This is a genomic window from Streptomyces sp. NPDC052114 (assembly GCF_040680155.1).
Classification (GTDB): domain Bacteria; phylum Actinomycetota; class Actinomycetes; order Streptomycetales; family Streptomycetaceae; genus Streptomyces.
Genome location: NZ_JBFAWC010000003.1, coordinates 428366 through 453846 on the forward strand (window position 1 = coordinate 428366; position 25481 = coordinate 453846).

Below are 25481 nucleotides of genomic sequence, written 5' to 3' on the forward strand. Positions count from 1 at the left end.
ATCGCCCCATGCGCCGTTCCAAAATCGTCTGCACGCTGGGCCCCGCCGTCGACTCCGAAGAGCAGCTCGTCTCGCTGATCGAAGCCGGCATGAACGTGGCCCGCTTCAACTTCAGCCACGGCACGCACGCCGAGCACCAGGGGCGGTACGACCGCGTCCGCTCGGCCGCCGCGAAGACCGGCCGTGCCGTCGGCGTCCTCGCCGACCTCCAGGGGCCGAAGATCCGTCTGGAGACCTTCGCCGAGGGGCCCGTCGAGCTGGTGCGCGGTGACGAGTTCACCATCACCACCGAGGACGTCCCGGGCGACAAGTCGATCTGCGGCACCACCTACAAGGGCCTGCCGGGCGACGTCTCCAAGGGCGACCAGGTCCTGATCAACGACGGCAACGTCGAGCTGCGCGTCGTCGAGGTCGACGGCCCGCGCGTGAAGACGATCGTCGTCGAGGGCGGCGTCATCTCCGACCACAAGGGCATCAACCTGCCCGGCGCGGCCGTGAACGTGCCCGCGCTGTCCGAGAAGGACGTCGAGGACCTGCGCTTCGCCCTGAAGATGGGCTGCGACATGGTCGCCCTGTCCTTCGTGCGCGACGCCAACGACGTCAAGGACGTCCACAAGGTGATGGACGAGGAGGGCCGCCGGGTCCCCGTCATCGCCAAGGTGGAGAAGCCGCAGGCCGTCGCCAACATGGAGGGCGTCGTCGCGGCGTTCGACGCGGTGATGGTGGCCCGTGGCGACCTCGCCGTCGAGTACCCGCTCGAGAAGGTCCCGATGGTGCAGAAGCGCCTCGTGGAGATGTGCCGCCGCAACGCCAAGCCGGTGATCGTCGCGACCCAGATGATGGAGTCGATGATCACCAACTCGCGCCCCACGCGCGCCGAGGCGTCCGACGTCGCCAACGCGATCCTGGACGGCGCGGACGCGGTCATGCTGTCGGCCGAGTCGAGCGTCGGCGCGTACCCGATCGAGACCGTCAAGACGATGTCGAAGATCGTCAAGGCGGCCGAGGAGGAGCTGCTCGCCAAGGGCCTTCAGCCGCTCGTACCCGGCAAGAAGCCGCGTACGCAGGGCGGTTCGGTGGCCCGTGCCGCGTGCGAGATCGCGGACTTCCTGGGCGGCGAGGCGCTGATCGCCTTCACGCAGTCCGGTGACACGGCCCGCCGGCTGTCCCGCTACCGCGCGGCCCAGCCGATCCTGGCCTTCACCACGGACGAGGCGACCCGCAACCAGCTCACGCTGAGCTGGGGCGTGGACACCTACGTGGTGCCGCACGTCGACAACACCGACGCGATGGTCGAGCTCGTCGACGCCGAGCTGATCAAGCTCAACCGCTTCAACGACGGCGACACGGTCGTCATCACGGCGGGCTCGCCCCCCGGTGTCCCCGGCACCACCAACATGGTCCGGGTGCACCACCTGGGCGGCGGCGACCGCGACTGATCCCCGCCTCGTACGACACCGAGGGCGCCCCCTGTGGAAGGGGGCGCCCTCGGCGTCTGTGCGGCTCCCGGAGAAGTCCGTGTGCGGTCAGTCCGTGATCGACTGGTGCAGCCCGGGGATGGTGAGGTTCCCGCCGAACTGGCCCGCCTGCTGCACCTTCACGTCCGTGAAGTAGATCAGCGGGATGTTCAGCGGCGGCGGGTGCTCGGGGTCGAAGGTGATCGGGATGAGCCCGAACAGCTTGCCCGAGATCCGCTCGGTGTACATCGTCGTCTCCCCGTCCCGGATGGTGGACGTGGAGCCCTTGGCGGCCTCGACGTGGTACTTCTTGCCGGCCGGTCCGTCGACGATCTGGTGCAGGTCGCCGATGTCCGTCTTCTGCACGACGTACTTCAGGGCCTGCTTGGACTTGCCGTTGGGCATCGTGAGGTTCACGACGCCCTGGTAGTCGGCGCCCTTGAGGGTGAGCGAGCTGGCCTCCAGGAACCAGGGCTGGTTCGGGATCGGCGCGGGCGTCTGCTCGGCCTTTCCGTCGACCTTCTTCTCGACCACGCACGGGAACGGCTTCTTGCCGTCCGCGTCCGGGGCCATCGGGTCCTCGGCCTCGTCCTCCTTGGCCTTGTCCGCCGCGTCCTCGGCCGCCTTGTCGGCCTCGTCCTTGACCTTGCCGGCCTCGTCCTCGGCCTTGTCCACGCCGTCCTTGACGCCGTCCTCGACCTTGTCGACGGTGTCCTCGACGGGCTTGGTGACCTTGTCCGTGGCGTCCTTGGCCTCGTCCTCGGGGGACTTTGGCGTCTCGGAGGACTTCGCGTCGTCCGAGGCGGACGGATCCGGCTTCGGCTCCTCGGACTTCTTCTCGTCGGGCGTGAAGACGTCCTTCAGGGCGTCGCCGACGCCCAGCGGGTCCCAGGGGTTCTTGGTCTCGGAGGGCTCGGGGTCCGGCTCGGACTCCTTGTCGTCCGCGCCGTCGGTCGGCTTCGGGGTGGGCTCGGCCTTGTCGCCCGAGTCCGCGTCGCCGTCCTTGTCCCCCGCGGAGTCCCCCGCGGAGGGCGAGGGCGTCGCGCCGGGCTCGTCGGAGCCCTTGGCGTCGTCGCCCTTGTCGGCCTTGTCCTCGGCGTCGGCGGCGTCCTCGGCGGCCTTCTTCTTGGCCGCCTCTTCCGCCGCCTTGTCCTCGGCGGCCTTGTCCGCGTCCTGCTCGGCGTCCTTGTCCGGCGCCGTCACGCACGGGCCGTCCTGGAAGGGGTTGTCGGGGACACCCGGCTTCGCCTGCGCGAGCGTCGGCGTCAGCCCCATGCCCATCAGTACGGCGGTGGGCATGGCCGCGATCGCGATCGCCTTGCCGGCGGGCACCTGCAGCCGGGTCAGCAGCGGCTTCCTGGGTGCCGCGTGGCGCGGCCCGGTTCTCGCACGGGGCTCCCCCGCGGAGCCCTCGTGGTGCACCTCGTCAGCCGGCACGGTGCCTCCCGTTCGTCCCGTTCGTCGGGCTCGTTCCTGACAGATCGTCCTGTTCGCCGCTCACCCCGCCCGCGGCCGCTGCGGCGGTGGGCTCGGGAGCCCCGCCGTCCACGGGGTCGCCGGGCTCCTTGGCCGTACGCCCCTGCGCACCGTCGCCGGCGGGCCGTGCCGGTGCCCAGGAGACGCCGAGGGCGCCGCCGATCAGGGCGAGCAGGAAGCCGATGACGAAGCCGCCGAAGTTGGAGACCACGAGGGAGACCAGGGCGAGCAGAATCGCCGCGACGCCCGCGAAGACCCGGGAGTGCGGCTGGAACCACATGGTCAGGCCGAGCACGACCAACAGCACGCCGATGATCAGCGATCCGGCGCCGGCGGTGGTCGCCATCCGGATCGTCATCGTGCCGAGCGTGAGGTTCGCGTACGGGAAGTACATGATCGGGATGCCGCCGAGCAGCGTCAGCAGACCACCCCAGAACGGGCGCTGACCGCGCCACCCTCGGAACGATCGGCGCATCCGGCCGAGCTTGTCGCCCAGTCCCACTTGCGCTTCGGCGCTCATGTCGTACAGCTCCTCGGGAACGGCGTTGGTTCTGTGTGTCGTGCGGATTCGGGCACGGGGACGGCTCCGTCAAGTGCCGTCGCGCCCCCGCGCCCGGCCGTGTTCATCGCATCGAGTGCGCACCGGGCCGCGAGCGGCCCCCTAGGAAAGCGTCGACTTCCCTAGTAGCACTCGTGCTTGCCCTTCTTGACCGACATGCCGAGGCCAGAGAGCTTGAAGGTGCCGGCGGTGGTCGCCCACGCACGCTGCTTGACGTCGGTGAACTTCACCGACTCCGCCTGCTGCGCGAACGAGTCCGGGGCGTACTTGTCGCCCTTCGCCGGACCCGGACCCTTGGTGGTCTGGTCGACCGAGACGCCGATGTCGACCTTGTTGAAGGTCGCGTTGGCCTTCAGGTCGTCGGCGTCGATGTAGAGCTTCTTGGCCTCTACCTTCGGACCGCCCTCGGCACCGGCCTTCAGGACCATCGACACATCGCCGAAGACCGGGACCGGCACGACCACGGACTGGCAGAGGTTGGTGATCGTGGCCTCTTCGAGACCGACGACGGCGACCGGGTGGTTACCCGACTTGCCGCTGTCCAGGGCTCCGTACTGGACGAATCCCGTACCGTTGAGCTCCTTGGCAGTCACCTTGAACTGCTGCCCTGACACACTGAACGATGCCGCGAGCGCACCCTGGGACAGGGCGACGCCTATCGCGGCAGTCGCCGCGACGCTCGGCACCATGACCACGGCGAACCGCTTCCATCTGGTTCCGCCACGAGCCACGGACTCCATGACTTTCCTCCTTCTCGGACGTACATCTCCGGCCCTGACTGCTCCCCTTCGGGCGGCTCAGCCGGGCAGGGATGGGAGAAGTGCTACGTCCTCGGGAAGGAGAGCGCCCGTATCCAAGGCGCGCACATGCGCCCGCATCACCGGCGATCACCCCCGAGCGACAACCACTGGTCGCGCCTGACGCATCACGCACAACCTCACGGACAGGCCCTGCCGGAACCGGCAGAGACCCCCCTGTCCAAGACCGGCGACGGCGTCACCGGCCTGCTCGGTGGGGACCCAGAAGCACCGCTCCCCGAGTGGCTGTCGGGGCCGCAGGCCATTGGACCGAGCGTCGCCGATCGTGGTGCATTCTCGGCCCCCGCACAAGGGGGTTCGTTACTCGCTAGTAACGGCCGGATAACCGAACCGCGACCGCGCGGTCTCGGCCGACGACAGACGGTGGCTCAATTGGCTGGAGCAGAACGGGACATGAAGGTGTGAAGACGATCAAAAGCATGCCCGCGTCTTACTCCAAGTAACAGAGGCCGCGTTTACCAAGTTTTGGTAAAGCGCGGCCTCTGTGGCGCCCTGGGGACAGACTTTTCACTCCGGCAACACAAGCCCCGGCGTTTAGGGACTGGTCAGCCGACGGGCTCGTGGACGGTCCGTGGGGAGCCTCGTGGACGGTCCGTGGGAAGAGCGGGGACGGGCGTCAGAAGAGCACCCGGGCGAGCGCCGTACGCGCCGCCGTCACCCGCGGGTCCTCCGCGCCCACCACTTCGAAGAGTTCGAGCAGGCGCACCCGCGCGGCGTTCCGGTCGTCGCCCGCCGTGCGGCGCACCGTGTCGATCAGCCGCCCGAAGGCGTCCTCGACATGACCGCCCACCAGGTCCAGGTCGGCGGCGGCGATCTGCGCCGCGACGTCCGCGGGGCGGTCGGCGGCGTCTTTGCGGACCGTCTGCGCGTCCAGGCCCTGCACCCGCTGGAGCAGTTCGGCCTGTGCGAGACCGAGCTTGGCCTCCGTGTTGGCCGGGTCGTCGCTCAGCACGTTCTGGTACGCCTGCACGGCGCCCGCGAGATCACCCGCGTCAAGGGCCTGCACGGCCGCTTCGAGCAGGGCGTCATAAGGACCGGCGGGCACCTCGGCCTCGGCGGCAGGCTCGCCCTGCGCGTCCGCGTCGACCGTCAGACCGGTCAGGCCGAAGCGCTCCTCGCCGACCTGGATGAGCTGGTCCAGGGTCTGCCGGATCTGCGCCTCGGGGGCCGCGCCCTGGAAGAGGGGCAGGGCCTGCCCCGCCACCACCGCGAAGACAGCGGGGATCCCCTGGACCCCGAACTGCTGCATCAGCATCTGGTTCGCGTCGACATCGATCTTGGCAAGGAGGAAACGGCCGTTGTATTCCTGCGCGAGACGCTCCAGAAGAGGGCTCAGCTGCTTGCACGGCTCGCACCACTCGGCCCAGAAGTCGATGACGACGGGAACCTCGGTGGAGCGCTGGAGGACCTCGCGCTCGAAGCCCGCCTCGTCGACATCGATGACCAGGCTCGACGGGGAGACCGCGGCCCCTGCCGCTCCCCCGCCCTGCCGGGCCGCTTCGGCGCGCGCCTGCTCCGCCTTCGCCTTGGCCTCCTGGGCCGCCTTCACCGCGGCGAGGTCGACGACTCCGCTCATGGACATGTTCCGTGGCTGCATGAGTACATCCTCCCCCAAGCCGTGCGGGAACCGCCCACCCTTCTTCTCCCGCCGGATTGCGGGACCGTGAAGGGTGTGGTCCGAGGTCCCGAGGAGGACCGTTGGTCTGTCGGCCCGGGGTCCCCACCCCGCGCCTCGTGGTCGTACTGCGTGGTTGTCGCTCGCAGCGTTCGCTCATGGACTCTTGGGATGCGCCGTCCGCCGTGCCCATTCCGCTTTCGCTACGGGTCGTAGCGTAACTGCACCGCCCCGGGCGCGGGGCGGCGCCTTCGGTGATCTGCCTCACTCCGCTCCCCGAACCGCTCCGTACTGGCCGGTATGGTCGCGGGCATGCAGAGCCGCACCACGCCTCCCGCCCGCACCGGCGGCCGCCCGCGCAGCGCGGCCGCCGACGCCGCGATCCTGGAGGCGACCCGGCAGGGCCTCGTCGAGCTGGGCTGGTCCAAGCTGACGCTCGGCGCCGTCGCCACCCGCGCGGGGGTCGCCAAGACGACGCTCTACCGGCGCTGGGCGGGCAAGAGCGAGCTGGTCGTGGACGCGGTGGCCGAGCTCTTCGACGAACTGGAACTGCCCGACCGGGGCAGCCTCGCCGCCGACATCGAGGGCGTGGTGCTGCAGTTCGCGGTGCTGCTCGGCCGCCCCGAGACGAAGACGGCGCTGATGGCGGTCGTCGCGGAGTCGACGACGGACGAGCCGCTGCGCGACCGCATCCGCACGTCCATCGTCGAACGGCAGAAACGTCTCGTCCTCGCGGGCCGCAAGCGGGCCCAGGAGCGCGGCGAACTCCCGCCCGAGCCCGACCCCGAGCGGGCCGCGCAGACCGCCGACCTCATCTTCGACGTGACGGCGGGCGCGGTGGTCCACCGCGCCCTGGTCAGCGCGGAACCGGTGGACGAGGAGTGGGCACGGCGCTTCACGCTGCTGCTCCTGGGCGGGCTGGCGGCGGCCACCGGGCAGGCCCGCCCCTGAGCGACGCGAAGGCGCGCGACCGGGGTCAGACCTGATACCGCCCGGGGGCGAACAGCTCCAGGTTCTCGGCGACCCACGCCGACGTCCGCTTCAGGCCCTCGGCGAGGGAGACCTCCGGGACCCACCCGGCCCACTCCCGCGCCCGGGAGTTGTCCGACAGCAACCGCTCCACCTCACTGCCCGAGGGCCGCAGCCGCGCCGGGTCGACGACCACCGACGCCTCCCGCCCCGAGGCCGCGATCAGGGCCTCGGCCAGGTCACCGATGGAGATCTCCCGGCCCACGCCGAGGTTCACCGCGTGCCCGAGCGCCCGGTCGCACGCCGCCATCGCCAGGAAGCCGCGCGCCGTGTCCGTCACATACGTGAAGTCGCGCGTGGGCGTCAGCGAACCGAGCCTGATCTCCCGTGCGCCCGCGTGCAGTTGGGCGAGGATCGTGGGGATGACGGCACGGGCCGACTGGCGCGGACCGTAGGTGTTGAAGGGCCGCACGACCGTCACCGGCAGCTCGAAGGCGTGCCAGTGCGAGAGCGCCATCATGTCGGCGCCGATCTTCGAGGCGGAGTACGGCGACTGCGGCTGCAGCGGGTGGGACTCGCTGATCGGCGCCGTCAGCGCCGTCCCGTACACCTCGCTCGTGGAGGTGTGGACGAGCCGCCGCACGGAGTGCCGCCGGCACGCCTCCGCGACGTTCTCGGTGCCGACGACGTTCGTCTGGACGTACGCGCCCGGGGAGTCGTAGGAGTACGGGATGCCGATCAGCGCGGCGAGGTGGAAGACCGTGTCGCAGCCGTCGACCGCGTCCATCACGCGCCCCGCGTCCCGCACGTCGCCCGCGATCATCTCGACCCGCGGGTCGCCGAGCAGATGTGCGAGGTGCCCCTTCTCCGCGTACGGCTTGTAGTGCACGAAGGCGCGGACCTTCGCGCCCTCTTCGAGCAGCAGGTCGACCAGCGTCGAGCCGATGAAACCCTCGGCGCCGGTGACGAGGACGGTGCGGTTCCGCCAGGAGAAGTCGGTGTTCATGCGTACTCCAAGTGAGGCGTGACGTGGGCGAGTTCGAGGACCCGGCGGGCGAGCAGGTCGGCGGCGCGGGCGTGCGGTCCTGGATCCGCGGCGCCGCTCATCGCGGCGAGCCGCGCGGGGTCGGCCAGCAGCGGCCCGAGCAGTTCCGCGAGGCGCTCCGCGGTGGTCTCGGCGTCGGGCAGCAGGAGGCCGGCGCCCGCGTCGGACAGGACCCGGGCGTTGTGGGTCTGGTGGTCGCCGGGCGCGTGCGGGTAGGGCACGAGGACGGCGGGCACCCCGGTGGTGGCCAGCTCCGCGACGGTCGCCGAGCCCGCGCGGCACACGACGAGGTCGGCGGCGGCGTAGGAGAGGTCCATGCGGTCGAGGTAGGGGACGGCGCGGGCGACCGCGTTGCCGCCCTCGAACGCGAGCCGGTCCCGCGCGTCGTCGAGCGCCGCAGGCCCGGTCTTGATCAGCAGGTACACGTCGGGCCGCTCGTGCCACCGGGCGGCGAGGCCGAGCGCGGCCTCCGTCAGGCGCGCGGCGCCCAGGCTGCCGCCGTTGAAGAGGACGAGCCGGGCCCCTTCGGGCACCCCGAGCGCGCGGCGGGCCTCGGTACGCAGCGCGGCCCGGTCGAGCGCGGCGAGCGGCGCGGCGATGGGCATTCCCGTGGTGTGTGCCCGCTCGCCGCCCGGCAGGTGCGCGCGGCTGCGGTCGAAGGCGACGGCGATGTTCGGGGTGAGCCGGGCGGCGAACCGGTTGGCGCGGCCCGGTACGGCGTTGGACTCGTGGATGAGGCTCGGCAGCCCCGCCATGCGGGCGCCCACGATGACGGGGGCGCTGGGGTAGCCGCCCATGCCGACGGCGACCTGCGCGCCCTGCTCGCGCAGGATGGCGCGGCACTGGGCGCCGGACTTCACCAGCGCGGCGGGCAGCAGATAGCGGCGGGCGCCGAGCGAGGGGTCGAAGGGGATCATGTCGACGGTGTGCAGGCGGTACCCGGCGTCCGGGATGAGCCGGGTCTCCAGGCCGCGTTCGGTGCCGACGAAGGAGATCACCGCGTCCGGCACGGCCCTGCGCAGCGCGTCGGCGAGGGCGAGGCCCGGATAGATGTGGCCACCGGTGCCGCCCGCACCGATCACGACGGAGAGGCGGGAGCGGCCCGGGGGATCCGAGGGATCGGAGTGAGTGGTTCGCATGGCAGTGGAGCATCACGCGAGGGTCTAAGAGGGTTTTAAGAGCCGCGTTTGGCACCTTTGGTGCATGAGCTTCACGAGCATGAGCGGCAAGGGCGGCCCGCCGGGCGCGGGCGGGGCGCCGCACCGGATCCTCGTCGTCGACGACGACCCCGAGGTCCGCGCGGCCGTCGAGGACGCCCTGACGGTCGAGGGCCACCAGGTGCGGGGCGCCGCCGACGGCCATCGCGCGCTCACGGCGGTGGCCCGCTGGGAGCCGGACCTCCTCGTCCTGGACGTGCTGATGCCGGTCATGGACGGCCTCGCCGTCTGCCGCCGGCTGCGCGCCGCGGGCGACCGCACTCCGGTCCTCGTACTGACGGCCCTGGACTCGGTGAGCGAGCGCGTCGACGGCCTGGACGCGGGCGCCGACGACTACCTGGTCAAGCCGTTCGCGCTCGACGAGCTGGTGGCGCGCGTCCGGGCACTGCTGCGGCGTACGACGCCGGAGCGGGCCGCGGACGACGGCGACGACCTCGCGTACGGCGATCTCGTCCTGGACCCCGCGACCCGCACCGGCCGCCGCGGCGCGCGCACCGTCGAGTTCAGCCGCACCGAGGCCGCCCTCCTCGAACTCCTGCTGCGCAACGCGGGACAGGTCCTGCCGCGCGAGCTGATCCAGCGGACGGTGTGGGGCCGCGACTTCGGCCCCGACTCCAACTCCCTCGCCGTGTACGTCGGTTATCTGCGCCGCAAGCTGGAGTCGGGCGGCGAGCCGCGCCTGGTCCACACCGTGCACGGCGTCGGCTACCGGCTGGGCTCCCCGTGACCGCGCGGCGCAGGCTCGGCGCGCGCTGGCGGCGGCGCAGGCCGCTGCGTACGCGGCTCGCGGTGGCCGCCGCGGCCGCCGTGGCGCTGGTGGCGATCGGGGTGTGCGCGGCCGCGTTCTTCGTGATCCGCTTCAAGCTCTACCAGCAGCTCGACCAGAACCTCGCCCAGACGGCCACGCTCGTCGCCCAGCAGCACCGCACCGAGGGCCCCGGCGTCATGACGGGCGAGTGCCGCTACCTGGGCGCGCCCGCCTGCTCGCAGATCGTCCCCGAGGACCCGGCGGACGACCCGGCGAAGCCGTATCTGCTGCCCGTCGCGACCCAGACGCGCGCGGTCGCCGCGGGCCGGCACGCCCCGTACTACTCGAACTTCGACCTGCCCGGCGGCAAGCCGGGCCGGATGTACACGACCACGTTCGGCAAGGACGGCGAGGCCGTGCAGGTGGCGCTGCGCGCCGACATCGCCGAGCGCGGCGTGCGCCAGGCCGCCTCGCTGCTCGCCGCGGTGGGCGGCGCGGGCGTGCTGCTGTCCGCCGTCGGCGGCTACTGGGTCTCGCGCACCGGCCTCGCCCCGATCACCCGGCTGACCGCGACCGCCGAACGCATCGCCGCGACCCGTGACGCCCGGCACCGCATCGAGCTGCCGCCGGGCCCGCCGGGCCGCGAGGGCCATCAGGACGAGGTCACCCGCCTGGCCGCCACGTTCAACACGATGCTCGCCGAGCTGGAGGAGTCCGTCACCGCCCGCCGCCGGCTGGTCGCCGACGCCTCCCACGAGCTGCGCACCCCGCTGACGGCGCTGCGCACGAACGCCGAACTCCTCGCCAGGGCGGACCGGTTGACCGAAGCGCAGCGCGAGCGGGCCTCGGGCGCGCTCGCCCGCCAGCTGCGCGAAGTCACCGGCCTGGTCAACGACTTGATCGAGCTGGCCAGGGAGGCGGAGCCGCAGCCGCTGCTCGAAGAGGTGCGGCTCGCCCCGCTGGCCGCCCACGCGGTCGACGCGGCCCGCGGCCACTGGCCCGCCGTCCCCTTCTCGCTCCAGGTGGCGCCCGAGGCGGCCGAGCTCAGCCTGCCCGGCGTACCGGCGCGCCTCTCGCGGCTGCTCACCAACCTCCTGGACAACGCGGCCAAGTTCAGCCCGCCGGGCGCCCCGGTCGAGGTCACGCTGTCGCCCACGGCCCTGACGGTGCGCGACCACGGCCCCGGTATCGCCGAGGAGGACCTGCCGTACGTCTTCGACCGGTTCTACCGCGCGGAGAGGGCCCGCGCCCTGCCGGGCTCGGGCCTGGGTCTCGCGATGGCGCGCCAGATCGCGCACGCGCACGGCGCGGAACTGACGGCCCAGCGGGCACCGGGCGGCGGCGCGCTGTTCCGCCTCACGCTGCCGACGCCCTGAGGCCGCCCCGAGGCCGCGCCCGCCCGCCGGTCGGCTACTTCCCGGTCTTCTCGGTCTTCTTCGCCCAGGCACAACTGCCCAGCGTGGCCTTGCCCTTGGCGACCAGGCGGTCGGCCTCGCGGGCGACGAGCACCCGGGTCCTGTCGCCCTTGCACACCACGGTGCGCTCCCCGTGCCCGGCCAGGTCGACCAGGATCTGGTCCCAGTGCCGGTACTGCACGTCGTGCCCGGAGTCCGCGTACGTCCGCACCTTCGCCGTGCCCGGCAGCGCCTCCTGCCAGGTCTTGAGCGTGGCCGGCGGGACGGTGGTGTCCTTCTTGCCGCCGTACAGGTAGACGGGGGCGTCCAGCTTCGACAGGTCCGGGCCAGGACGCTGGCAGTACAGCTTCTGCTCGTGCACCTGCGGCGCCGGGTCGGCCTGCTGCCCGCGCTGGTTGTAGGTGCGCGCGCCTTCCTCGTACGCGGTGTCGGCGAAGCCCGGTATCGACTTCACGGGGCTGTCGTCGGGGAAGGCCCACCAGGTCCGCGGGTCCTTGATCTGGTCCTTCACCGCGTCGGCGAGCGCGTCGTCGGAGAGCCCGCAGTACGCGGCCTTGGGGCCGTAGGGCGGCAGGGCGGCGGCGAGGTGGAGCTGCGAGATCCGGCCGGGGGCCCGCTCGGCGAGTTCGGCGGCGTAGGGGCCGCCGCCGGAGATCGCGATGACGGACACGTCGTCGACGCCGATCCTGTCGAGGACCTCGATGACGTCCTTCGCGTAGTCGGCCTTGCCGAGGCTCGCGTCGAAGTCCGTGTCGCCGAAGCCGTTGCGCTCCACCGAGATGAACCGCAGGCCCAGGTCCTCGCGGGTCGTGCGGAAGAAGTCCGTCATGTGCGAGGCGCGGGCACTGGTGCCGGTGCCGCCGATGAACAGGACGGGCCTGCCGTCCTTGTTCCCGGTGTCGGAGTAGTGCGCGGTCCGCCCGCCCGAGAGCTTCACCGGCCGCACGTCCGGGCCGAGCGAGTCGAAGGCGTCCTGGACCTTCGGCTCGGGCGGCGGGCTCGCACTGACCTCGCCGGAGCCACCGATCAGCAGCGCGCCGAGGACGGTGCAGGTGGCGGCGCCTATGGCGACGGCGGCGGTGCGGGCGTGACCGTTCGAGCTCAAGGGTGACTCCAGGGGCAGGACTGGCTGACCGGCCGCGCCTGCCCTGGCCCCTGGGCCTTAAACCTACGAATTCGCGCCGCCGACCGGATCGTGGGCGGCTCGCCCGATTTTGTCCCATCTGCGACCCGGTGGGGGCTCGTCGCGCAGTTCCCCGCGCCCCTGAAAAGCCCCCCACCTGCCCGCAGGCCTAGAACCCCGGCGGCTCCACGTAGATCCCCCACTCGTCCCGGAGCACCCCGCAGATCTCCCCGAGGGTCGCCTCGGCCCGCACCGCGTCGAGCATCGGCGCGATCATGTTCGAGCCGTCGCGGGCGGCGGCGAGCATCGCGTCCAGGGAGGCCCGCACGCGCGCCTCGTCCCGCGCGCCCTTGCGGTCCCCGAGCGCCCGGACCTGCTCCCGCTCCACCTCGTGGCTGACCCGCAGGATCTCCAGGTCGCCGGTGACGGAGCCGTGGTGGCCGTTCACGCCCACGACCCGCTTGTCGCCCTTCTCCAGGGACTGCTGGTACTGGAACGCCGACTCGGCGATCTCGCCGGTGAACCAGCCGTCCTCGATGCCCCGCAGAATGCCCGAGGTGATCGGCCCGATCGGGTGCTGCCCGTCCGGATGGGCGCGGCGCCCGCGCTCCTTGATCTGGTCGAAGATCTTCTCCGCGTCGGCCTCGATGCGGTCGGTGAGCTGCTCGATGTACCAGGCGCCGCCCAGCGGGTCCGCGACGTTGGCGACGCCGGTCTCCTCCATGAGCACCTGCTGCGTGCGCAGCGCGATCTCGGCGGCCTGCTCGCTGGGCAGCGCGAGGGTCTCGTCGAGGGCGTTGGTGTGCAGCGAGTTGGTGCCGCCGAGCACGGCCGCGAGCGCCTCCACCGCCGTGCGCACGACGTTGTTGTACGGCTGCTGCGCGGTGAGCGAGACACCGGCGGTCTGCGTGTGGAAGCGCAGCCACTGGGCCTTGTCGGTCTTCGCCCCGTACACCTCCTTCATCCAGCGCGCCCAGATCCGGCGCGCGGCCCGGAACTTGGCGATCTCCTCGAAGAAGTCGAGGTGCGCGTCGAAGAAGAAGGAGAGGCCGGGCGCGAAGACGTCCACGTCGAGCCCGCGGCTCAGGCCCAGCTCCACGTAACCGAAGCCGTCGGCCAGGGTGTAGGCGAGCTCCTGCGCGGCCGTCGCCCCGGCCTCGCGGATGTGGTAGCCGGAGACCGAGAGCGGCTTGTAGGCGGGGATGTCGCGCGCGCAGTGCTCCATCAGGTCGCCGATGAGGCGCAGGTGCGGCTCGGGCTGGAAGAGCCACTCCTTCTGCGCGATGTACTCCTTGAAGATGTCGGTCTGCAGCGTGCCGTTGAGGATGCCGGGGTCGACGCCCTGCCGCTCGGCCGCGACGAGGTACATGCAGAAGACGGGCACGGCGGGCCCGGAGATCGTCATCGACGTCGTGACGTCGCCGAGCGGGATGTCCTTGAAGAGGACCTCCATGTCGGCGGCGGAGTCGATGGCGACGCCGCAGTGCCCGACCTCGCCGAGCGAGCGGGGGTCGTCGGAGTCGCGGCCCATGAGCGTCGGCATGTCGAAGGCGACGGAGAGCCCGCCGCCGCCGTTGGCCAGGATCATCTTGTAGCGCTCGTTCGTCTGCTCGGCGTTGCCGAAGCCGGCGAACTGGCGGATGGTCCACGTCCTGCCGCGGTATCCGGTCGGGTGCAGCCCGCGCGTGAAGGGGTACTCACCGGGCCAGCCGATGCGCTCGAACCCCTCGTACGCGTCCCCCGGCCGGGGTCCGTAGACCGGGTCGACCGGGTCTCCGGAGAGCGTGGTGAAGTCCGCGTCGCGCTTGCGGGCCTTGTCGTAACGGGCCTGCCAGCGTCGGCGGCCTTCCTCGATGGCGTCAGCGTCCATACCTTCGAATTTACTAGGACGTCCTAGTAAATGTCGATGGCAGACCGCCACGGACCTGTCCGTGGCGGCGGGGTTACGCCTTGGCGGTGACCGGGGAGCCGTCGGTGATCAGCGGCTCGACCTCGCGGACGACCTTGCGCTCGACGAAGAAGGCGGCCGTCGGGATGGTGCCCGAGATCAGCACCCACAGGAGCTTGCCGAAGGACCACTTGGCCTTGGAGCCCAGGTCGAAGGCGAAGATCAGGTAGATGATGTAGAGCACGCCGTGGGCCTGCGAGACGACGAGCGTCAGGCCCTCGCCGGTCTCGAATCCGTACTTGGCCACCATGCAGGCACACAGGATGAGCAACATGACGGCGGTGACGTAGGCCATCACCCGGTAGCGGGTCAGCACGCTGGATTTCATGGCTACGAGCGTAACCGTCCGGGAAACCCCCGCTTCCGCGGGGAGTGCGCGATCGTCCGGCAGCGGGTGAGCACGCTTCGCGGGTCACCCCCGCTCACACGGGGACAGCGCGCCGACCCGCAGGAACCGTGACCCGGGACCGTCAGCCCCTGTCCTCGAAATCCTCCGCCGCCACCCGCAGGGGCCGCAGCATCGCGAAGATCTCCGCGCACTCCTCCGCGTCGTACACGCCGAGCCCGAAGTCCATCGCCATCAGCTCGCGCGTGGCCGACTCGACGACCGCGCGGCCCTTCTCCGTGATGGAGGCGAGCGTGCCGCGGCCGTCGTTGGGGTTGGGGCGCTTGTCGACCAGGCCGGACTTCACCAGGCGGTCGACCGTGTTGGTCACCGAGGTGGGGTGCACCATGAGCCGCTCGCCGATCTTCGACATCGGCAACTCGCCGGCCTGCGAGAACGTGAGCAGCACCAGCGCCTCGTAGCGCGCGAACGTGAGTCCGTACGGCTTGACGACCGCGTCGACCTCGGCCAGCAGGATCTGGTGCGCCCGCATGATCGAGGTGATCGCGCCCATGGCCGGGACCGATCCCCAGCGCTGCTTCCAGAGCTCGTCGGCGCGGGCGATCGGATCGAAGGGGAGGCTGAGGGGCTTCGGCACGGCATCGACCTTACCCGCCGGTCATATGCTGGTCAGCCCCGTCTCGCAATTCGGTCGTACGTTCCCGGGGAGCCGTTCGGCCCGCCGTGCGCCGCACCTCAAGGACCAGGAGCAGGCAGCAGACCGTGCCGAGCGCCCCGGCGCCCGCGACGACCGTGCTCACCGCCCAGAACTCGGCGGCCAGACCCGCCAGGGACATCCCGGCCCCCTGGAGCGTCATGAGCCCCGCGGTGAGCAGGGTCATCGCCCGGCCCCGCAGTTCGTCGGGGACCGCGTCGACGAACCAGCGGTCGAGACCCAGGGTGTACGCCGAACCGGCCCCGGCGATCGCGAGCGCGGCAAGGGCCGGGGCGAGGCCGGGCGTGAGGGCGTACACGGCGAGCGGCAGCAGGGTGAGCGCGGCGAGCGGCAGCACGATGCGGGACCGCGCGGCGGCGGACAGCGCGGAGCCCGCGTACAGCTCCCCCGCGATGGTGCCCACCGGCAGCGCGCACATCAGCAGGCCGACGCCCCAGGTGCCGATGCCGAGCTGGTCCGCGTAGGGAGCCGCGAGCACTTCCGGGGCGACGAGGAACATGGGCGGCACCCAGAAGAGCAGGAGCAGGGCGCGTACGCGGCGGTCGGCGAGGACGCGCCGGGTGCCGCCGAGCGAGTCGCGGACCAGCGCCTGCTTCTCGCCGCCGGCCCCGCGCGCGGGGCGCCGCCGGGTCCCGTACCGCAGCAGCAGCGCGGAGACGGCGAACGTCGCCACCGTGATGACGAGCGCGCCGCGCGGCGGGACGAAGGTGAGCAGGACGCCGCCGAGTCCGAAGCCGACGAGGAGGGAGCTCTGGGAGACGATGCGCAGCAGGGAGCGGCCGAGGACGAAGAGGTCGCCGTCGCCGAGGATGTCGGTGAGGGTCGCCATGCGGGTGCCGTTGAAGACGGGTGAGACGAGGGCGATGGCGCAGCGCAGGGCGAGGAGTGCGGCGACGGGGGTGGCGGGCAGTGCCATGAGGGCGGCGCAGCCGGCGCACAGGAGGTCGCAGACGACGAGGACGCGGCGCGGCGGGTACCGGTCGGCGATCCCGGACAGCAGGGTGCCGCCCACCAGGTAGGGCAGCATGCCGAGCGCGAAGGTGAGCGCGGCGAGCAGCGGCGAGCCGGTGAGTCCGTAGACGAGGACGGTCAGCGCGATCTCGCTCACGAGGACGCCGAGCAGGGAGAGCGCGTGCGCGGCGAAGACGGCGCGGAACTCGCGCACGGCGAAGACCCGGGCGTATCCGGTGGGCTGTTCTGGCATGGCGGCAGCCTCACGCGGGGGCGGCGGCGGGCCTAGAGTTTCGGGCTCGGGCGAATCTTCGGTGTGCGGCGAGGGGGTCGAAGTGCCGTTCCACATCCATTTCGGGCAGGACGATCTGCTGCGCTGCCGGTTCGCGGTGTCGCCGCTGTGGGAGACGCAGGAGGCGGTGCGGACGCTCAGGCGTCCGGAGCGGCAGGGCTATCACCCGCAGTGGCTGCGGCGGATACGGGCGGCGGGCCGGGGTCTTGATCTGGCGGGGCTGTGGCTGCTGATGCCGCGGCGGGGGCATTCGCCCGACTTCCTCGGGCCGCCGCCGATCGGTCCCGCGGCGCGTTTCGAGGAGGAGATCGCGGGGGTGCGCGCGGCCGATCCGGGGGCGGCGCGGGAGGAGATGGCGCGGGCGCTCGCCTGTACTCCGGGGGGCGGCCGATTCGTCGCGGGGGCGGGCGCTGCTGGCGGATCCGGCGGGTGCGGTGCGGGAGCTCGCGGATGCCCTGGAGGCGGCGTGGCACGCGCTGATCGAGCCGGACTGGCCGCGGCTGCGGGCGCTGCTGGAGGCCGATGTGGCCTTTCATTCGCGGCGGCTCGCGGAGGTGGGGCTCGGCGGGCTGCTGCCGGAGCTGGACCGCAGGCTGTCGTGGGACGCGGGGACGCTGACGGTCGAGTGGCGCGACGAGCACGTGCGGCATCTGTCGGGGCAGGGGCTGGTCCTGATCCCGAGCGTCTTCTCGTGGCCGGACGTGGTGAGCGGGTTCGATCCTCCGTGGCAGCCGACGCTCGCGTATCCGGTGCGGGGCATCGCGGGGCTGTGGGCGGACCCGTCGGAGCGTACGTCCGCGGCGCTGGTGCGGCTGCTGGGGCGCGGCCGGGCCACGGTGCTCGCGGCGCTGGACGCGCCCGCCACGACGTCGGGGCTCGCCCATCGCACGGGGCTCGCGCCGTCGACGGTGTCGGCGCATCTGGGGGCGCTGCGGGGTGCGGGGCTGCTGGTGTCGCGGCGGTACGGGCACCAGGTGTTCTACGAGTGCACGCCGCTCGGCATCGCGCTCGCCACCGGGGGCGGTGTCGTACAAGGGATGGATTAGCCCTTTATGAAACGATTGCCGGGCCGACTGACCGTCACCGTCGCCCAAGGGGGCTGGATGCACCGGCTGCTCCGCACGTTCACGGCGCTCGCCGCACTCACCGCGCTCGGGCTCTCCGCGGGCTGCTCGTCCGGCTCCGGCTCCGGCGCGAAGGACTCCTCCGTGCGCGGCCCCGCGACCGACGGGACGCGGACCTCGTCGGGCAGCTTCTGGGTCGACCCGGACAGCGCCGCCGCCCGGCAGGTCGCGCAGTGGGAGCGGGAGGGCCGCACCCAGGACGCCGAGGCGCTCAAGCGGATCTCGGAGCGCCCGGTGGCCGTGTGGCCGGCCGGCGACAACCCGGCGCCCGACATCGCGGAGGCGACGCGCGGCGCGGCGCGGGAGGGGCGCACCGCCGTGCTCGTCGCGTACAACATCCCGCACCGCGACTGCGGCCAGCACTCCGCGGGCGGCGCGAACAGCGCCGACTACTACCGGACCTGGGTGAACGCCTTCGCCGACGCGATCGGTACGGCCCCCGCCGTGGTCGTCCTGGAGCCCGACGCGGTCCCGCACATCGTGGACGGCTGCACCCCGGCGGAGTACCACGCGGACCGCTACCGGCTGATCTCCGAGGCGATCGAGCGTCTGAAGCGGCAGCCGCGGGTGAAGGTCTACCTCGACGCGGGCAACCCCGGCTGGATCTCGGACGCGCGCAAGCTGACCGAGCCGCTCCAGAAGGCGGGCATCGCGCGGGCCGACGGCTTCTCGCTGAACGTCTCCAACTTCCAGAGCGACGGGACGACGAAGGCGTACGGCCGCACGCTGTCGGGCACGGTCGGCGGCAAGCACTTCGTGATGGACACCAGCCGCAACGGCAGGGGGCCGCTCGGGGGCGACCGCCAGGACGCCTGGTGCAACCCGCCGGGCCGGGGCCTCGGCACCCCGCCGACCGACCGCACCGGCGAGCCGCTGCTCGACGCCGTCCTGTGGATCAAGCGGCCGGGCGACTCGGACGGTCCCTGCCGGGGCGGCCCGGCGGCGGGGCAGTGGTGGCCGGACTACGCGCTGGGCCTCGCGCGCAACGCCAAGGCGGCGTGAGGTCCGCCCGGTTCAGTCCTCCTGGCCCACGTGGATCCACTTCGCCTTGGACGACGTGCCGTCGTGGTCGGTGACGAACAGCATGTACCAGCCCGGCGGCACCAGGGCCGTGTCGTCCCGCGGGACCTCCACCGTCACCGAGCCCTTGCCCTTGCCGAGCCCCAGCGCGATCGAGCGCTGCTCGACGTCCGTCGTGTGCGTCACGGCGCTCGGGCGCATCAGGCGGGCCGAGGCGATCTTCTCGGGGTGGTCGGTGCGGAAGGTCGCGCGGCCGTCGGCGGCCAGTTGCTCCGGGCCCTCGCCGAGCACCGGGCGGTCCTTGCCGCCCTTGTGCAGCGCCGGCGGCGTGAAGATCTCCATGCGCTGCTCGAAGTGGCCGAGCTTGGTGTTCTGTTCGTTGTCGAAGAGCGGGTCCGAGCCGAAGGTGGCGACGCGGCCGTCGGGCAGCAGCAGCGCCTCGGAGTGGTAGTTGCGGCCCACCTCGGGTGAGGCGGCCGTGCGGAAGGCGTTGGTCTTGGGGTCGTAGAACTGCGCCTTGTGGATGTTGCTGGCGCTGCGCCCGCGGTAGTCGGAGGAGCCGTTGGTCGTGAACACCGAGTCGTCCGGCATGAGCACGCTGTTCAGATAGCGGGTGCCCTGCGGGAGCTGCGGGCCCGTCCTGAAGGACGGGTCGTCCTCCTTGAGGTCGATCACGGCGGTGCGCCGCGTCGCCTTCTCCGACTCGCCCACTCCCCCGCCGCCCAGGATCATCACCTTCTGGTCCTGCGCGGGCGGCAGCAGCACGGACGCCGACGTCTCGGTCTGGTCGAGGTCCTCCAGGCCGGGGACCTTCTCGAACTTGTTGGTCTCCAGGTCCCACAGGCCCGGCTCGCGGCCCTTGTCGGCGGGGCCGTAGCCCGCGTTGGACGCCGGGTAGAAGAGCTTGCCGCCCTTGGTGAGGAAGAGGGCGGGGTAGGTCGGGAAGTAGCGCTTGGGCCCGTCCGACCACGTCTTCGTCTTCGGGTCGTAGATCTCGTTGTCGCCCGGGTCGATGACACCGACGTCGTCGAGCCCGGAGACCGCGAGGACCTTGCCGTCCTTCAGGCCGACCAGGGTCGGGTACCAGCGGGCCTTGGCCATCGGGTCGACGGGGAGGTACTTCTCGGCCTTCGGGTCGAACTCGTAGGCCGCCTTGATCCCCTGGAAGTCCTGCTTCTCCATGTCGATCTTCTCGGCGATGCCGTACGTGTTGTCGGCGTCCTCGCCGGTCAGGCCCTCGATCTCGTACTGCGCCGACTTCTCGGTGACCGACTGCCTGCCCGTCTTCGCGGCCTCCACGAAGACCCGGGCCTCGCTGGCCTCGACCTTCGTCTTCCAGGGCTGCATCACCCCGGCCTTGTTGTAGGTGATGTCGAACTCCCGCTTGGCCTTGGGCACCTTGACGTCGAACTTGCTGACGTACTCGATGCCGGAGGGCGAGCGGAACGTCGTGCCCTTCTTGAGGGTCACCGGCTTGTCCGGGTTCTCGTTCTTCACGCGCATGCCGCCGCCGGCCCGGTCGACCTCGCCGTCGAGCAGCTCGTAGCGCGCGGTGCCGCCCGCCACCAGGAGCCGCCCGTCGGGGAGTTGGGCGTGCCCGGAGCAGAAGAAGTCCTCGGGAGTGGCGATCTTCTTGAAGGAGTCGTTCTCGGGGTCCCACAGGATCGTGTCGAACGACCCGGCGTCGAACTTCTTCTGCTCGTTGCCCGATCCCGCGACGATCAGCACCTTGCCGGTGTGCAGGAGCGCGGCGTGGATGGCGTTGGTACGGAACTCCTCGGGGATGTCGATCCGCTTCCAGGAGCCGTACTTGGCCTTGTAGCCGGGCTGGGCGATCTTGTACGCGTGGTACTTCTCCTCGGCGAAGGAGAGCGCGGCGGGAGCGTTGAGCCCCACGAGGAGAACGCCCGCGCCGACTCCGATGAGCGTCTTCCTGGTGCGCTTCGAGGGCCGGTAGGCCATGGCTCAGTTCCCTCCGGTCGTCGTACTGGTGGCGAACGCGGGCTCCGGCTCGCCGTCCTCGCTCAGCACCTTCGTCCGCAGCTTCTGCCGGGCCTGCCTGCGCTCCCTGACGAGGGTGAACGCCCAGATGGTGACGGGCGCCAGCGAGATGATCAGCGCGAGGACGGCCCAGGTGCGCATCGCCACGTGCGTGTGGTCGAGCACGAAGGAGGCGACCAGCGAACTGGCCAGCACCGCCGCCCAGAAGAGGTGGATGCGGAAGGTGAGCAGCCGGTCGGGGCTGGCGTCGCCGCCCTTGGGCGTGACCACGAAGCGGCTCGGGCGGCGCAGGAAGGCGGCGCCGAGCGACTTGGCGTAGATGGGCGCGGAGAGCGCCGACATCGCCATGCCGGCGAGGCCTCCCGAGCCCTCCGGTTCGTGCGGGGAGACGTTGTGGCGGCGGTTCCAGAGGTACAGGCCGATCTGGAGGGCCGCGGCGTCGCTGTAGAGCATGAGCCAGACGGACGCGGCGACCTGGGTGCCGCTGGCGCCGAACCACAGGAACAGCACACAACTGAGCACGCCGAGAAGCCAGTTGACGGCCGTCATCGGGTAGTAGACGAGCATCAGCGAGTACGAGAACAGGCGTCCGGGCGGCATCGTGAACGGTGCCTTCCAGTACTGCTTGAACAGCGTCTCGTAGGTGCCGCGCGACCAGCGCATCTGCTGGGTGAAGAAGTCCGTCCAGGACGCCGGGCCCTCGCCGACCGCCAGCACGTCCGGGGTGTAGACCGAGCGCCAGTGGCGCCGGGTGGCCGGGTTGCGGCGGCGGTGCAGCTCGAAGCCGGTCGCCATGTCCTCGGTGATCGAGTCGTACAGGCCGCCGATCTGGGTCAGCGCGCTGATGCGCACGACGTTGTTCGTGCCGACGAACATGGGGGCGCGGTAGCGGTTTCCGGCGCGCTGGATGAGCGCGTGGAAGAGGAACTGCTGGGACTCGGCGGCCTTGGTCACCGGCGTCTCGTAGTTGCCGTAGACCTGCGGCCCGACGACGAACGCGACGTCCGGGTCGCGGAAGTAACCCATCATCCGCTCCAGGAAGTTGGGGAGCGGGACGTGGTCGGTGTCGACGGAGGCGAAGAAGTCGTACTCCGCGTGGTGCATCGCGAGCCAGGCGTTGTAGTTGCCGTGCTTGGTGCGGGTCTTGTGGGGGCCCTTCTTGCGGTTCCACTCCGGTACGCCGTGGCGCGTGAAGTGGCGTACGCCGAGCTCCGCGCACAGGGCCTTGGCCTCGGGGCTGTCGCCCTCGTCCAGGAGCCAGACGTCCAGGGGGCCCGTGTGGTGGATCCGTACGGCGCCCTCGAGGGTCGCCCGGACCATGGACAGGGGCTCCTTGCCGGGCACGTACGTGGTGAGGAAGGCGACGCGGGTGCCTTCTTCGGGGACGACGGGGACCGGGTCCCTGGCCACCATCGTGGCGTGGGCGATCGATATGACGTTGACGAGCATGAACAGCTCGATCAGACCGATCGCGACGAGCATCGTGATGTCCAGGCCGATCAGCCAGCGGTCGCCGCCCTCGCGTTCGGTCCAGTGCGTGGGCCAGACGAGGTAGACGAGCAGGATGCCGGTGAGTATCGGCGCGAGCGTCATCAGGATGACGGCGCGTATTCGGTGCGGCTCGCGGGAGAGGAGCTTGCGGTACTGGACCCGGTAGCAGCCGTCTTCGCCGTCCGGCTCTGTGAGCGGTCCGGCGAGCGTGCTGTGGGTCTCGTAGTCGTAGCCGTCCGGCTGCCGCACAGCGCCCTCCAGGTTCTGGTTCTGGTGATCGAACGAGCCGATACCCACACAAAAGTGGAGATTTCCGGGCGTGTCGAACTGGATTCGCCCGTGCGAGCGAGATATGGCGGGCCGCCTCGAACGGTTCACGCATTCGGCCCCACTTACGGGGCGGGGCCACCCGGGGCTGACGTCGGCGCCTTTTGCCGGTGCGGGGGCGGGCAACGTGTGCGACTGACGGCGCGCGGTCTGCCGCCTTGGGGGGGGGCGGGGCTGCGGGCGTCTGGCGGGGCGCCTTGGGCGGTGCTGCGCCTTGGGTCCGTCGGTGGGGCGGGGCCGCGGGGGTATGTGCGTACTCGCCATCCCTGCGCCCCGCCCCAAGTCCAAAGACGCCAACGTGCGCTCAGTGCTCCGTTCGCACATACCCCCACGTCCCCTCGGGAGCGTGTGCGACCGCGGCCCGGTGGGGGCCGGTGCGCCCGCGCTGCGCCCGGTGGGCAACCTGTTGCCGGTCCCGCCGCTGTGGGCGGCGGCGCGGTGGCGAACTAGCCGCCCCTGCTGTGGGCAGGCGTTCCGCAAGGCGGAACGGGTGGGCACAGCCCCCGGTGCCGGGCAGCGATCAAGGAGGCTCCAGCTCCGGTGCGGCCGGTCCCGCAAGGCGGTGCGGGGTAAACGGGCGGGTGGGTGGGGAAGGCCCGGCGCGGAGCGCCGGGAAGCGGACGGTGCCGGGCGGCGATGACCGTGGCCCAAGCCCCGGCGCAGCCGGACCGTGCCGGGGAAGGGGAAGCCGACGCCCACCCGGCGCGGGGAGGCACGAGCCACGGTGCCGGGCGGCGATGAAGGAGGCCGCGCCCCGGCCGGGGGTCAGGGACGACGGCGGCGAAGGTGGTGGCGGACTGCCCGCTGGGCGATGGGGCCGAGGTCCTCGATCGCCGTCACCAACTGGGCCAGCTGGTCCAGCGATTCCAACGCCCTCTCCGTACCCGCGGAGTCCACCCCTTCGTACAACTCCATCCCCACGAACGACGCCGCCACCGCCCGAGCAAGCCCAACGGGATCGGCGAACTCCCCGAGAGGGGAGGCGGAAAGCACCCGCGTCAGCACCTTCTCGATCTCCTCGATCCAGAGCGCGAGCCCCGCCGCCGTCGCCCCCGCGAGCCGAGGCTGCGTCTGCGCCCCCGCGAGCAACTGCCCGAGCACCGCCACATGCCCCGCCTCCCGCTCCTCCTCGTGCATCTCCCGCCCGAACGCGAGCAGTTCGGAGAGGGAACCGATCGAGGAGAGCCGCTCGCGATAGCGGGCGACCCGCTGCTCCGTGCCATGCCGGCACGCCGCCGCCAGCAGCTCGTCGACGGAACCGAAGTGGTAGAAGACGAGGGCCTGGTTGACCCCGGCGGACGCCGCGATGCTGCGCGCGGACGTCTTGGCGATGCCCTGCTCCGTGAGCGTCCGCAGGGCGCCTTCGAGGAGCTTGGTCCGGGTCTCCTGGCTCTTGGCCGGATCCTTGGCCGCACTCACGCGCGCGCCTCCTCGCGGACGGGCCGCAGACCGGGCCGCACCCCGCAGGTCCGGACGTCGGCGTACGTCGCCGTGAACGACCCCTCGTACCCGAAGAGCGGCCCGAAGCGCGGGTTCGTGACCCGGACCTGGATGCGGAAGCACTCCGCCGCGTCGTCGTAGGACTCGCGGACCTCCGCGTCACCGCGGATCAGTCCGGGGACGCGGCAGTCCACCGGCCCCTCCCGGAAGCGGTGGTCCCCGGAGCGGATCAGGAGCGAGCCGTCGGGCTCGGCCCGCAGGTGCAGGTCGGTGGCGAGGTGCTGATGCGTGCCGAGGTAGTCGAGCACGCGGTCGCCCTTGGGGCTCAGGACCATCTGGGCGTCGAAGCGGCGTGGGCCGCCGGGAAGATCGAAGGTGCGCACGAAGCTCACGGTCTCACGGCCGTACGTGTCGGTGTACGGCACGTTCTCGATGACGAAGGGGACGTTCCTGCCCTGGCGCGGGACGAGGATGTTGCGGGTGCCGCCGACCGCGAGGAACGGCTTCACGAAGCCCCCGCCGTGCCAGATGCGGTCCATGACGCCCCGCCCGGTGCAGGCCTCGCCGCTCGCGAGGCCGACGGAGAAGCGGCGCCGGATCTGCGGGTGCAGCCGTTCGAAGTCGGCGCCCAGCACGGCCCGGAAGATCGACGACGTCATGACTGCTGCTCCTTGGCGGTGGCGAGGGTGGTCAGGATGCGCGGGGCACGCGCGCGCTGCGGCGGGGTGCGCAGGCAGCGGCGGGCCGCCGGGGTCGTCGGCAGGGGCGGCAGCATCAGCATCAGGGCCGCCGTCGCCAGGGCCGTCATGGGGGCGAAGAGGACCGCGGCCACCACGCACAGGACGCGGGCGACGCACTCCGCGGCGCCGTGCAGGAGGGCCCGCTCGGGGGTGATGCCCCGCTCCAGCCAGAGGCGCAGGCGGTCGAAGGACCAGGCGGTCGCCCAGCCCATGAGGGGGCGGCAGACCGCGCGGTCGGCGATCCTCCCGAACCGTCCCCAGCGCGGGCGGTAGTCGTAGCCGGTCACGAAGCGGATGCCGTCGCCGTCGTCGGTCGGTACGTAGCGCCAGTAGCCGCTGCCCTCCTCCAGGAGGGAGAGGGGGTGCGGGGAGGCGAAGCGCAGGGCGGAGGTCCGGGTGCCGTCGGGCCTGCGCTTCTCCCCCGCGGAGATCCCGGTGCCGGCGATCGTCAGGAACGGCAGCACGCGTGTGGCGTACCGGAAGTGCTGCGGCTCGCCCTCCCGGCACGGGAGGTAGTCGATCTCGGTGAAGCGCAGGTCCCAGCGCTGGTGGAGACCGGGCTCCTGGGTGCGCGCCCAGAGGTCGTCGAGATCGGCGCGTATCCGCGCCTCGATGTACAGACTCACGGTGAACCCCCACGTCAG

General features: G+C 71.7%; 21 protein-coding genes and 1 pseudogene. 6 read left to right on the top strand and 16 right to left on the bottom strand.

Annotated elements, in window-relative coordinates:
• Positions 1–8: 8 nt before the first annotated feature.
• Complete coding sequence (gene pyk / locus AB0L89_RS08805; RefSeq protein ID WP_365136543.1) at positions 9–1439, top strand: pyruvate kinase; 1431 nt, start codon at positions 9–11, stop codon at positions 1437–1439.
• Positions 1440–1526: 87 nt separating this feature from the next.
• Here the strand turns inward: pyk and AB0L89_RS08810 are convergent, their stop codons facing one another.
• From AB0L89_RS08810 to AB0L89_RS08825, 4 genes are all read right to left on the bottom strand, one after another.
• Positions 1527–2894 (bottom strand): hypothetical protein, encoded by a 1368-nt coding sequence (locus AB0L89_RS08810; protein ID WP_365136546.1) that lies wholly within the window; start codon positions 2892–2894, stop codon positions 1527–1529.
• Entirely contained in the window at positions 2884–3453 is a 570-nt protein-coding gene (locus AB0L89_RS08815) for a DUF6114 domain-containing protein (RefSeq protein ID WP_365136549.1), read from the bottom strand. The genes AB0L89_RS08810 and AB0L89_RS08815 overlap by 11 nt, the downstream gene beginning before the upstream one ends.
• Before the next feature lie 161 nt (positions 3454–3614).
• A complete protein-coding gene (locus tag AB0L89_RS08820; RefSeq protein ID WP_365136552.1) occupies positions 3615–4232 on the bottom strand; it encodes a DUF6230 family protein in 618 nt (205 codons plus the stop codon).
• A gap of 694 nt (positions 4233–4926) precedes the next feature.
• A complete protein-coding gene (locus tag AB0L89_RS08825; protein WP_365136555.1) occupies positions 4927–5907 on the bottom strand; it encodes a tetratricopeptide repeat protein in 981 nt (326 codons plus the stop codon).
• A 330-nt stretch (positions 5908–6237) separates the two neighbouring features.
• Here AB0L89_RS08825 and AB0L89_RS08830 point away from each other — a divergent pair, with 330 nt between their 5' ends.
• Complete coding sequence (locus AB0L89_RS08830; RefSeq protein ID WP_365136558.1) at positions 6238–6876, top strand: TetR/AcrR family transcriptional regulator; 639 nt, start codon at positions 6238–6240, stop codon at positions 6874–6876.
• A gap of 25 nt (positions 6877–6901) precedes the next feature.
• Here the strand turns inward: AB0L89_RS08830 and AB0L89_RS08835 are convergent, their stop codons facing one another.
• Complete coding sequence (locus AB0L89_RS08835) at positions 6902–7900, bottom strand: SDR family NAD(P)-dependent oxidoreductase (RefSeq protein WP_365136561.1); 999 nt, start codon at positions 7898–7900, stop codon at positions 6902–6904.
• Complete coding sequence (locus AB0L89_RS08840; protein ID WP_365136563.1) at positions 7897–9078, bottom strand: UDP-N-acetylglucosamine--N-acetylmuramyl-(pentapeptide) pyrophosphoryl-undecaprenol N-acetylglucosamine transferase; 1182 nt, start codon at positions 9076–9078, stop codon at positions 7897–7899. The genes AB0L89_RS08835 and AB0L89_RS08840 overlap by 4 nt, the downstream gene beginning before the upstream one ends.
• Positions 9079–9142: 64 nt before the next feature.
• Between AB0L89_RS08840 and AB0L89_RS08845 the strand changes: the two genes are divergently transcribed.
• Together AB0L89_RS08845 and AB0L89_RS08850 are read left to right on the top strand one after the other, a co-directional pair.
• On the top strand, positions 9143–9883 hold the full coding sequence (locus AB0L89_RS08845) for a response regulator transcription factor (protein WP_365136566.1): 741 nt from the start codon (positions 9143–9145) through the stop codon (positions 9881–9883).
• Positions 9880–11280 carry a HAMP domain-containing sensor histidine kinase gene (locus AB0L89_RS08850; protein WP_365136569.1) on the top strand — a complete coding sequence of 467 codons (1401 nt, stop codon included), beginning with the start codon at positions 9880–9882 and terminating at the stop codon, positions 11278–11280. The genes AB0L89_RS08845 and AB0L89_RS08850 overlap by 4 nt, the downstream gene beginning before the upstream one ends.
• 34 nt (positions 11281–11314) lie before the next feature.
• Here the strand turns inward: AB0L89_RS08850 and AB0L89_RS08855 are convergent, their stop codons facing one another.
• The 5 genes from AB0L89_RS08855 to AB0L89_RS08875 form a co-directional block, all read right to left on the bottom strand.
• The gene (locus tag AB0L89_RS08855; protein WP_365136572.1) at positions 11315–12424 is read right to left on the bottom strand and encodes an alpha/beta hydrolase; all 1110 of its coding nucleotides are present in this window, start codon (positions 12422–12424) and stop codon (positions 11315–11317) included.
• Between the two features lie 187 nt (positions 12425–12611).
• The gene (locus AB0L89_RS08860) at positions 12612–14312 is read right to left on the bottom strand and encodes a methylmalonyl-CoA mutase family protein (protein ID WP_365136575.1); all 1701 of its coding nucleotides are present in this window, start codon (positions 14310–14312) and stop codon (positions 12612–12614) included.
• Between the two features lie 73 nt (positions 14313–14385).
• The gene (locus AB0L89_RS08865) at positions 14386–14718 is read right to left on the bottom strand and encodes a DUF3817 domain-containing protein (protein ID WP_365136578.1); all 333 of its coding nucleotides are present in this window, start codon (positions 14716–14718) and stop codon (positions 14386–14388) included.
• A 142-nt stretch (positions 14719–14860) separates the two neighbouring features.
• On the bottom strand, positions 14861–15373 hold the full coding sequence (locus AB0L89_RS08870; RefSeq protein ID WP_365136581.1) for a MarR family transcriptional regulator: 513 nt from the start codon (positions 15371–15373) through the stop codon (positions 14861–14863).
• A gap of 10 nt (positions 15374–15383) precedes the next feature.
• The gene (locus AB0L89_RS08875; protein ID WP_365136583.1) at positions 15384–16655 is read right to left on the bottom strand and encodes an MFS transporter; all 1272 of its coding nucleotides are present in this window, start codon (positions 16653–16655) and stop codon (positions 15384–15386) included.
• Between the two features lie 82 nt (positions 16656–16737).
• Here AB0L89_RS08875 and AB0L89_RS08880 point away from each other — a divergent pair.
• Positions 16738–17740: pseudogene (locus AB0L89_RS08880) on the top strand (DUF5937 family protein).
• Between the two features lie 57 nt (positions 17741–17797).
• Positions 17798–18820, top strand: coding sequence for a glycoside hydrolase family 6 protein (locus AB0L89_RS08885; RefSeq protein WP_365137204.1), 1023 nt, complete (start codon positions 17798–17800; stop codon positions 18818–18820).
• A 12-nt stretch (positions 18821–18832) separates the two neighbouring features.
• On the opposite strand, the gene AB0L89_RS08890 is transcribed toward AB0L89_RS08885, so the two are convergent.
• The 5 genes from AB0L89_RS08890 to AB0L89_RS08910 form a co-directional block, all read right to left on the bottom strand.
• A complete protein-coding gene (locus tag AB0L89_RS08890) occupies positions 18833–20800 on the bottom strand; it encodes a kelch motif-containing protein (RefSeq protein ID WP_365136586.1) in 1968 nt (655 codons plus the stop codon).
• Positions 20801–20803: 3 nt separating this feature from the next.
• Positions 20804–22579 carry a cellulose synthase catalytic subunit gene (locus AB0L89_RS08895; protein WP_365136589.1) on the bottom strand — a complete coding sequence of 592 codons (1776 nt, stop codon included), beginning with the start codon at positions 22577–22579 and terminating at the stop codon, positions 20804–20806.
• 843 nt (positions 22580–23422) lie between these two features.
• A complete protein-coding gene (locus tag AB0L89_RS08900) occupies positions 23423–24076 on the bottom strand; it encodes a TetR/AcrR family transcriptional regulator (protein WP_365136592.1) in 654 nt (217 codons plus the stop codon).
• Complete coding sequence (locus AB0L89_RS08905; protein ID WP_365136595.1) at positions 24073–24756, bottom strand: DUF4166 domain-containing protein; 684 nt, start codon at positions 24754–24756, stop codon at positions 24073–24075. The genes AB0L89_RS08900 and AB0L89_RS08905 overlap by 4 nt, the downstream gene beginning before the upstream one ends.
• The gene (locus tag AB0L89_RS08910) at positions 24753–25463 is read right to left on the bottom strand and encodes a hypothetical protein (protein ID WP_365136598.1); all 711 of its coding nucleotides are present in this window, start codon (positions 25461–25463) and stop codon (positions 24753–24755) included. The genes AB0L89_RS08905 and AB0L89_RS08910 overlap by 4 nt, the downstream gene beginning before the upstream one ends.
• Positions 25464–25481 lie beyond the last annotated feature (18 nt).

Coding starts and splice junctions, on each gene's coding strand:
- AB0L89_RS08825 (WP_365136555.1), bottom strand. CDS start 5,907: ATGCAGCCACGGAACATGTCCATGAGCGGAGTCGTCGACCTCGCCGCG.
- AB0L89_RS08885 (WP_365137204.1), top strand. CDS start 17,798: ATGCACCGGCTGCTCCGCACGTTCACGGCGCTCGCCGCACTCACCGCG.
- AB0L89_RS08820 (WP_365136552.1), bottom strand. CDS start 4,232: ATGGAGTCCGTGGCTCGTGGCGGAACCAGATGGAAGCGGTTCGCCGTG.
- AB0L89_RS08835 (WP_365136561.1), bottom strand. CDS start 7,900: ATGAACACCGACTTCTCCTGGCGGAACCGCACCGTCCTCGTCACCGGC.
- AB0L89_RS08815 (WP_365136549.1), bottom strand. CDS start 3,453: ATGAGCGCCGAAGCGCAAGTGGGACTGGGCGACAAGCTCGGCCGGATG.
- AB0L89_RS08860 (WP_365136575.1), bottom strand. CDS start 14,312: ATGGACGCTGACGCCATCGAGGAAGGCCGCCGACGCTGGCAGGCCCGT.
- AB0L89_RS08905 (WP_365136595.1), bottom strand. CDS start 24,756: ATGACGTCGTCGATCTTCCGGGCCGTGCTGGGCGCCGACTTCGAACGG.
- AB0L89_RS08830 (WP_365136558.1), top strand. CDS start 6,238: ATGCAGAGCCGCACCACGCCTCCCGCCCGCACCGGCGGCCGCCCGCGC.
- AB0L89_RS08890 (WP_365136586.1), bottom strand. CDS start 20,800: ATGGCCTACCGGCCCTCGAAGCGCACCAGGAAGACGCTCATCGGAGTC.
- AB0L89_RS08840 (WP_365136563.1), bottom strand. CDS start 9,078: ATGCGAACCACTCACTCCGATCCCTCGGATCCCCCGGGCCGCTCCCGC.
- AB0L89_RS08845 (WP_365136566.1), top strand. CDS start 9,143: ATGAGCTTCACGAGCATGAGCGGCAAGGGCGGCCCGCCGGGCGCGGGC.
- AB0L89_RS08865 (WP_365136578.1), bottom strand. CDS start 14,718: ATGAAATCCAGCGTGCTGACCCGCTACCGGGTGATGGCCTACGTCACC.
- AB0L89_RS08875 (WP_365136583.1), bottom strand. CDS start 16,655: ATGCCAGAACAGCCCACCGGATACGCCCGGGTCTTCGCCGTGCGCGAG.
- pyk (WP_365136543.1), top strand. CDS start 9: ATGCGCCGTTCCAAAATCGTCTGCACGCTGGGCCCCGCCGTCGACTCC.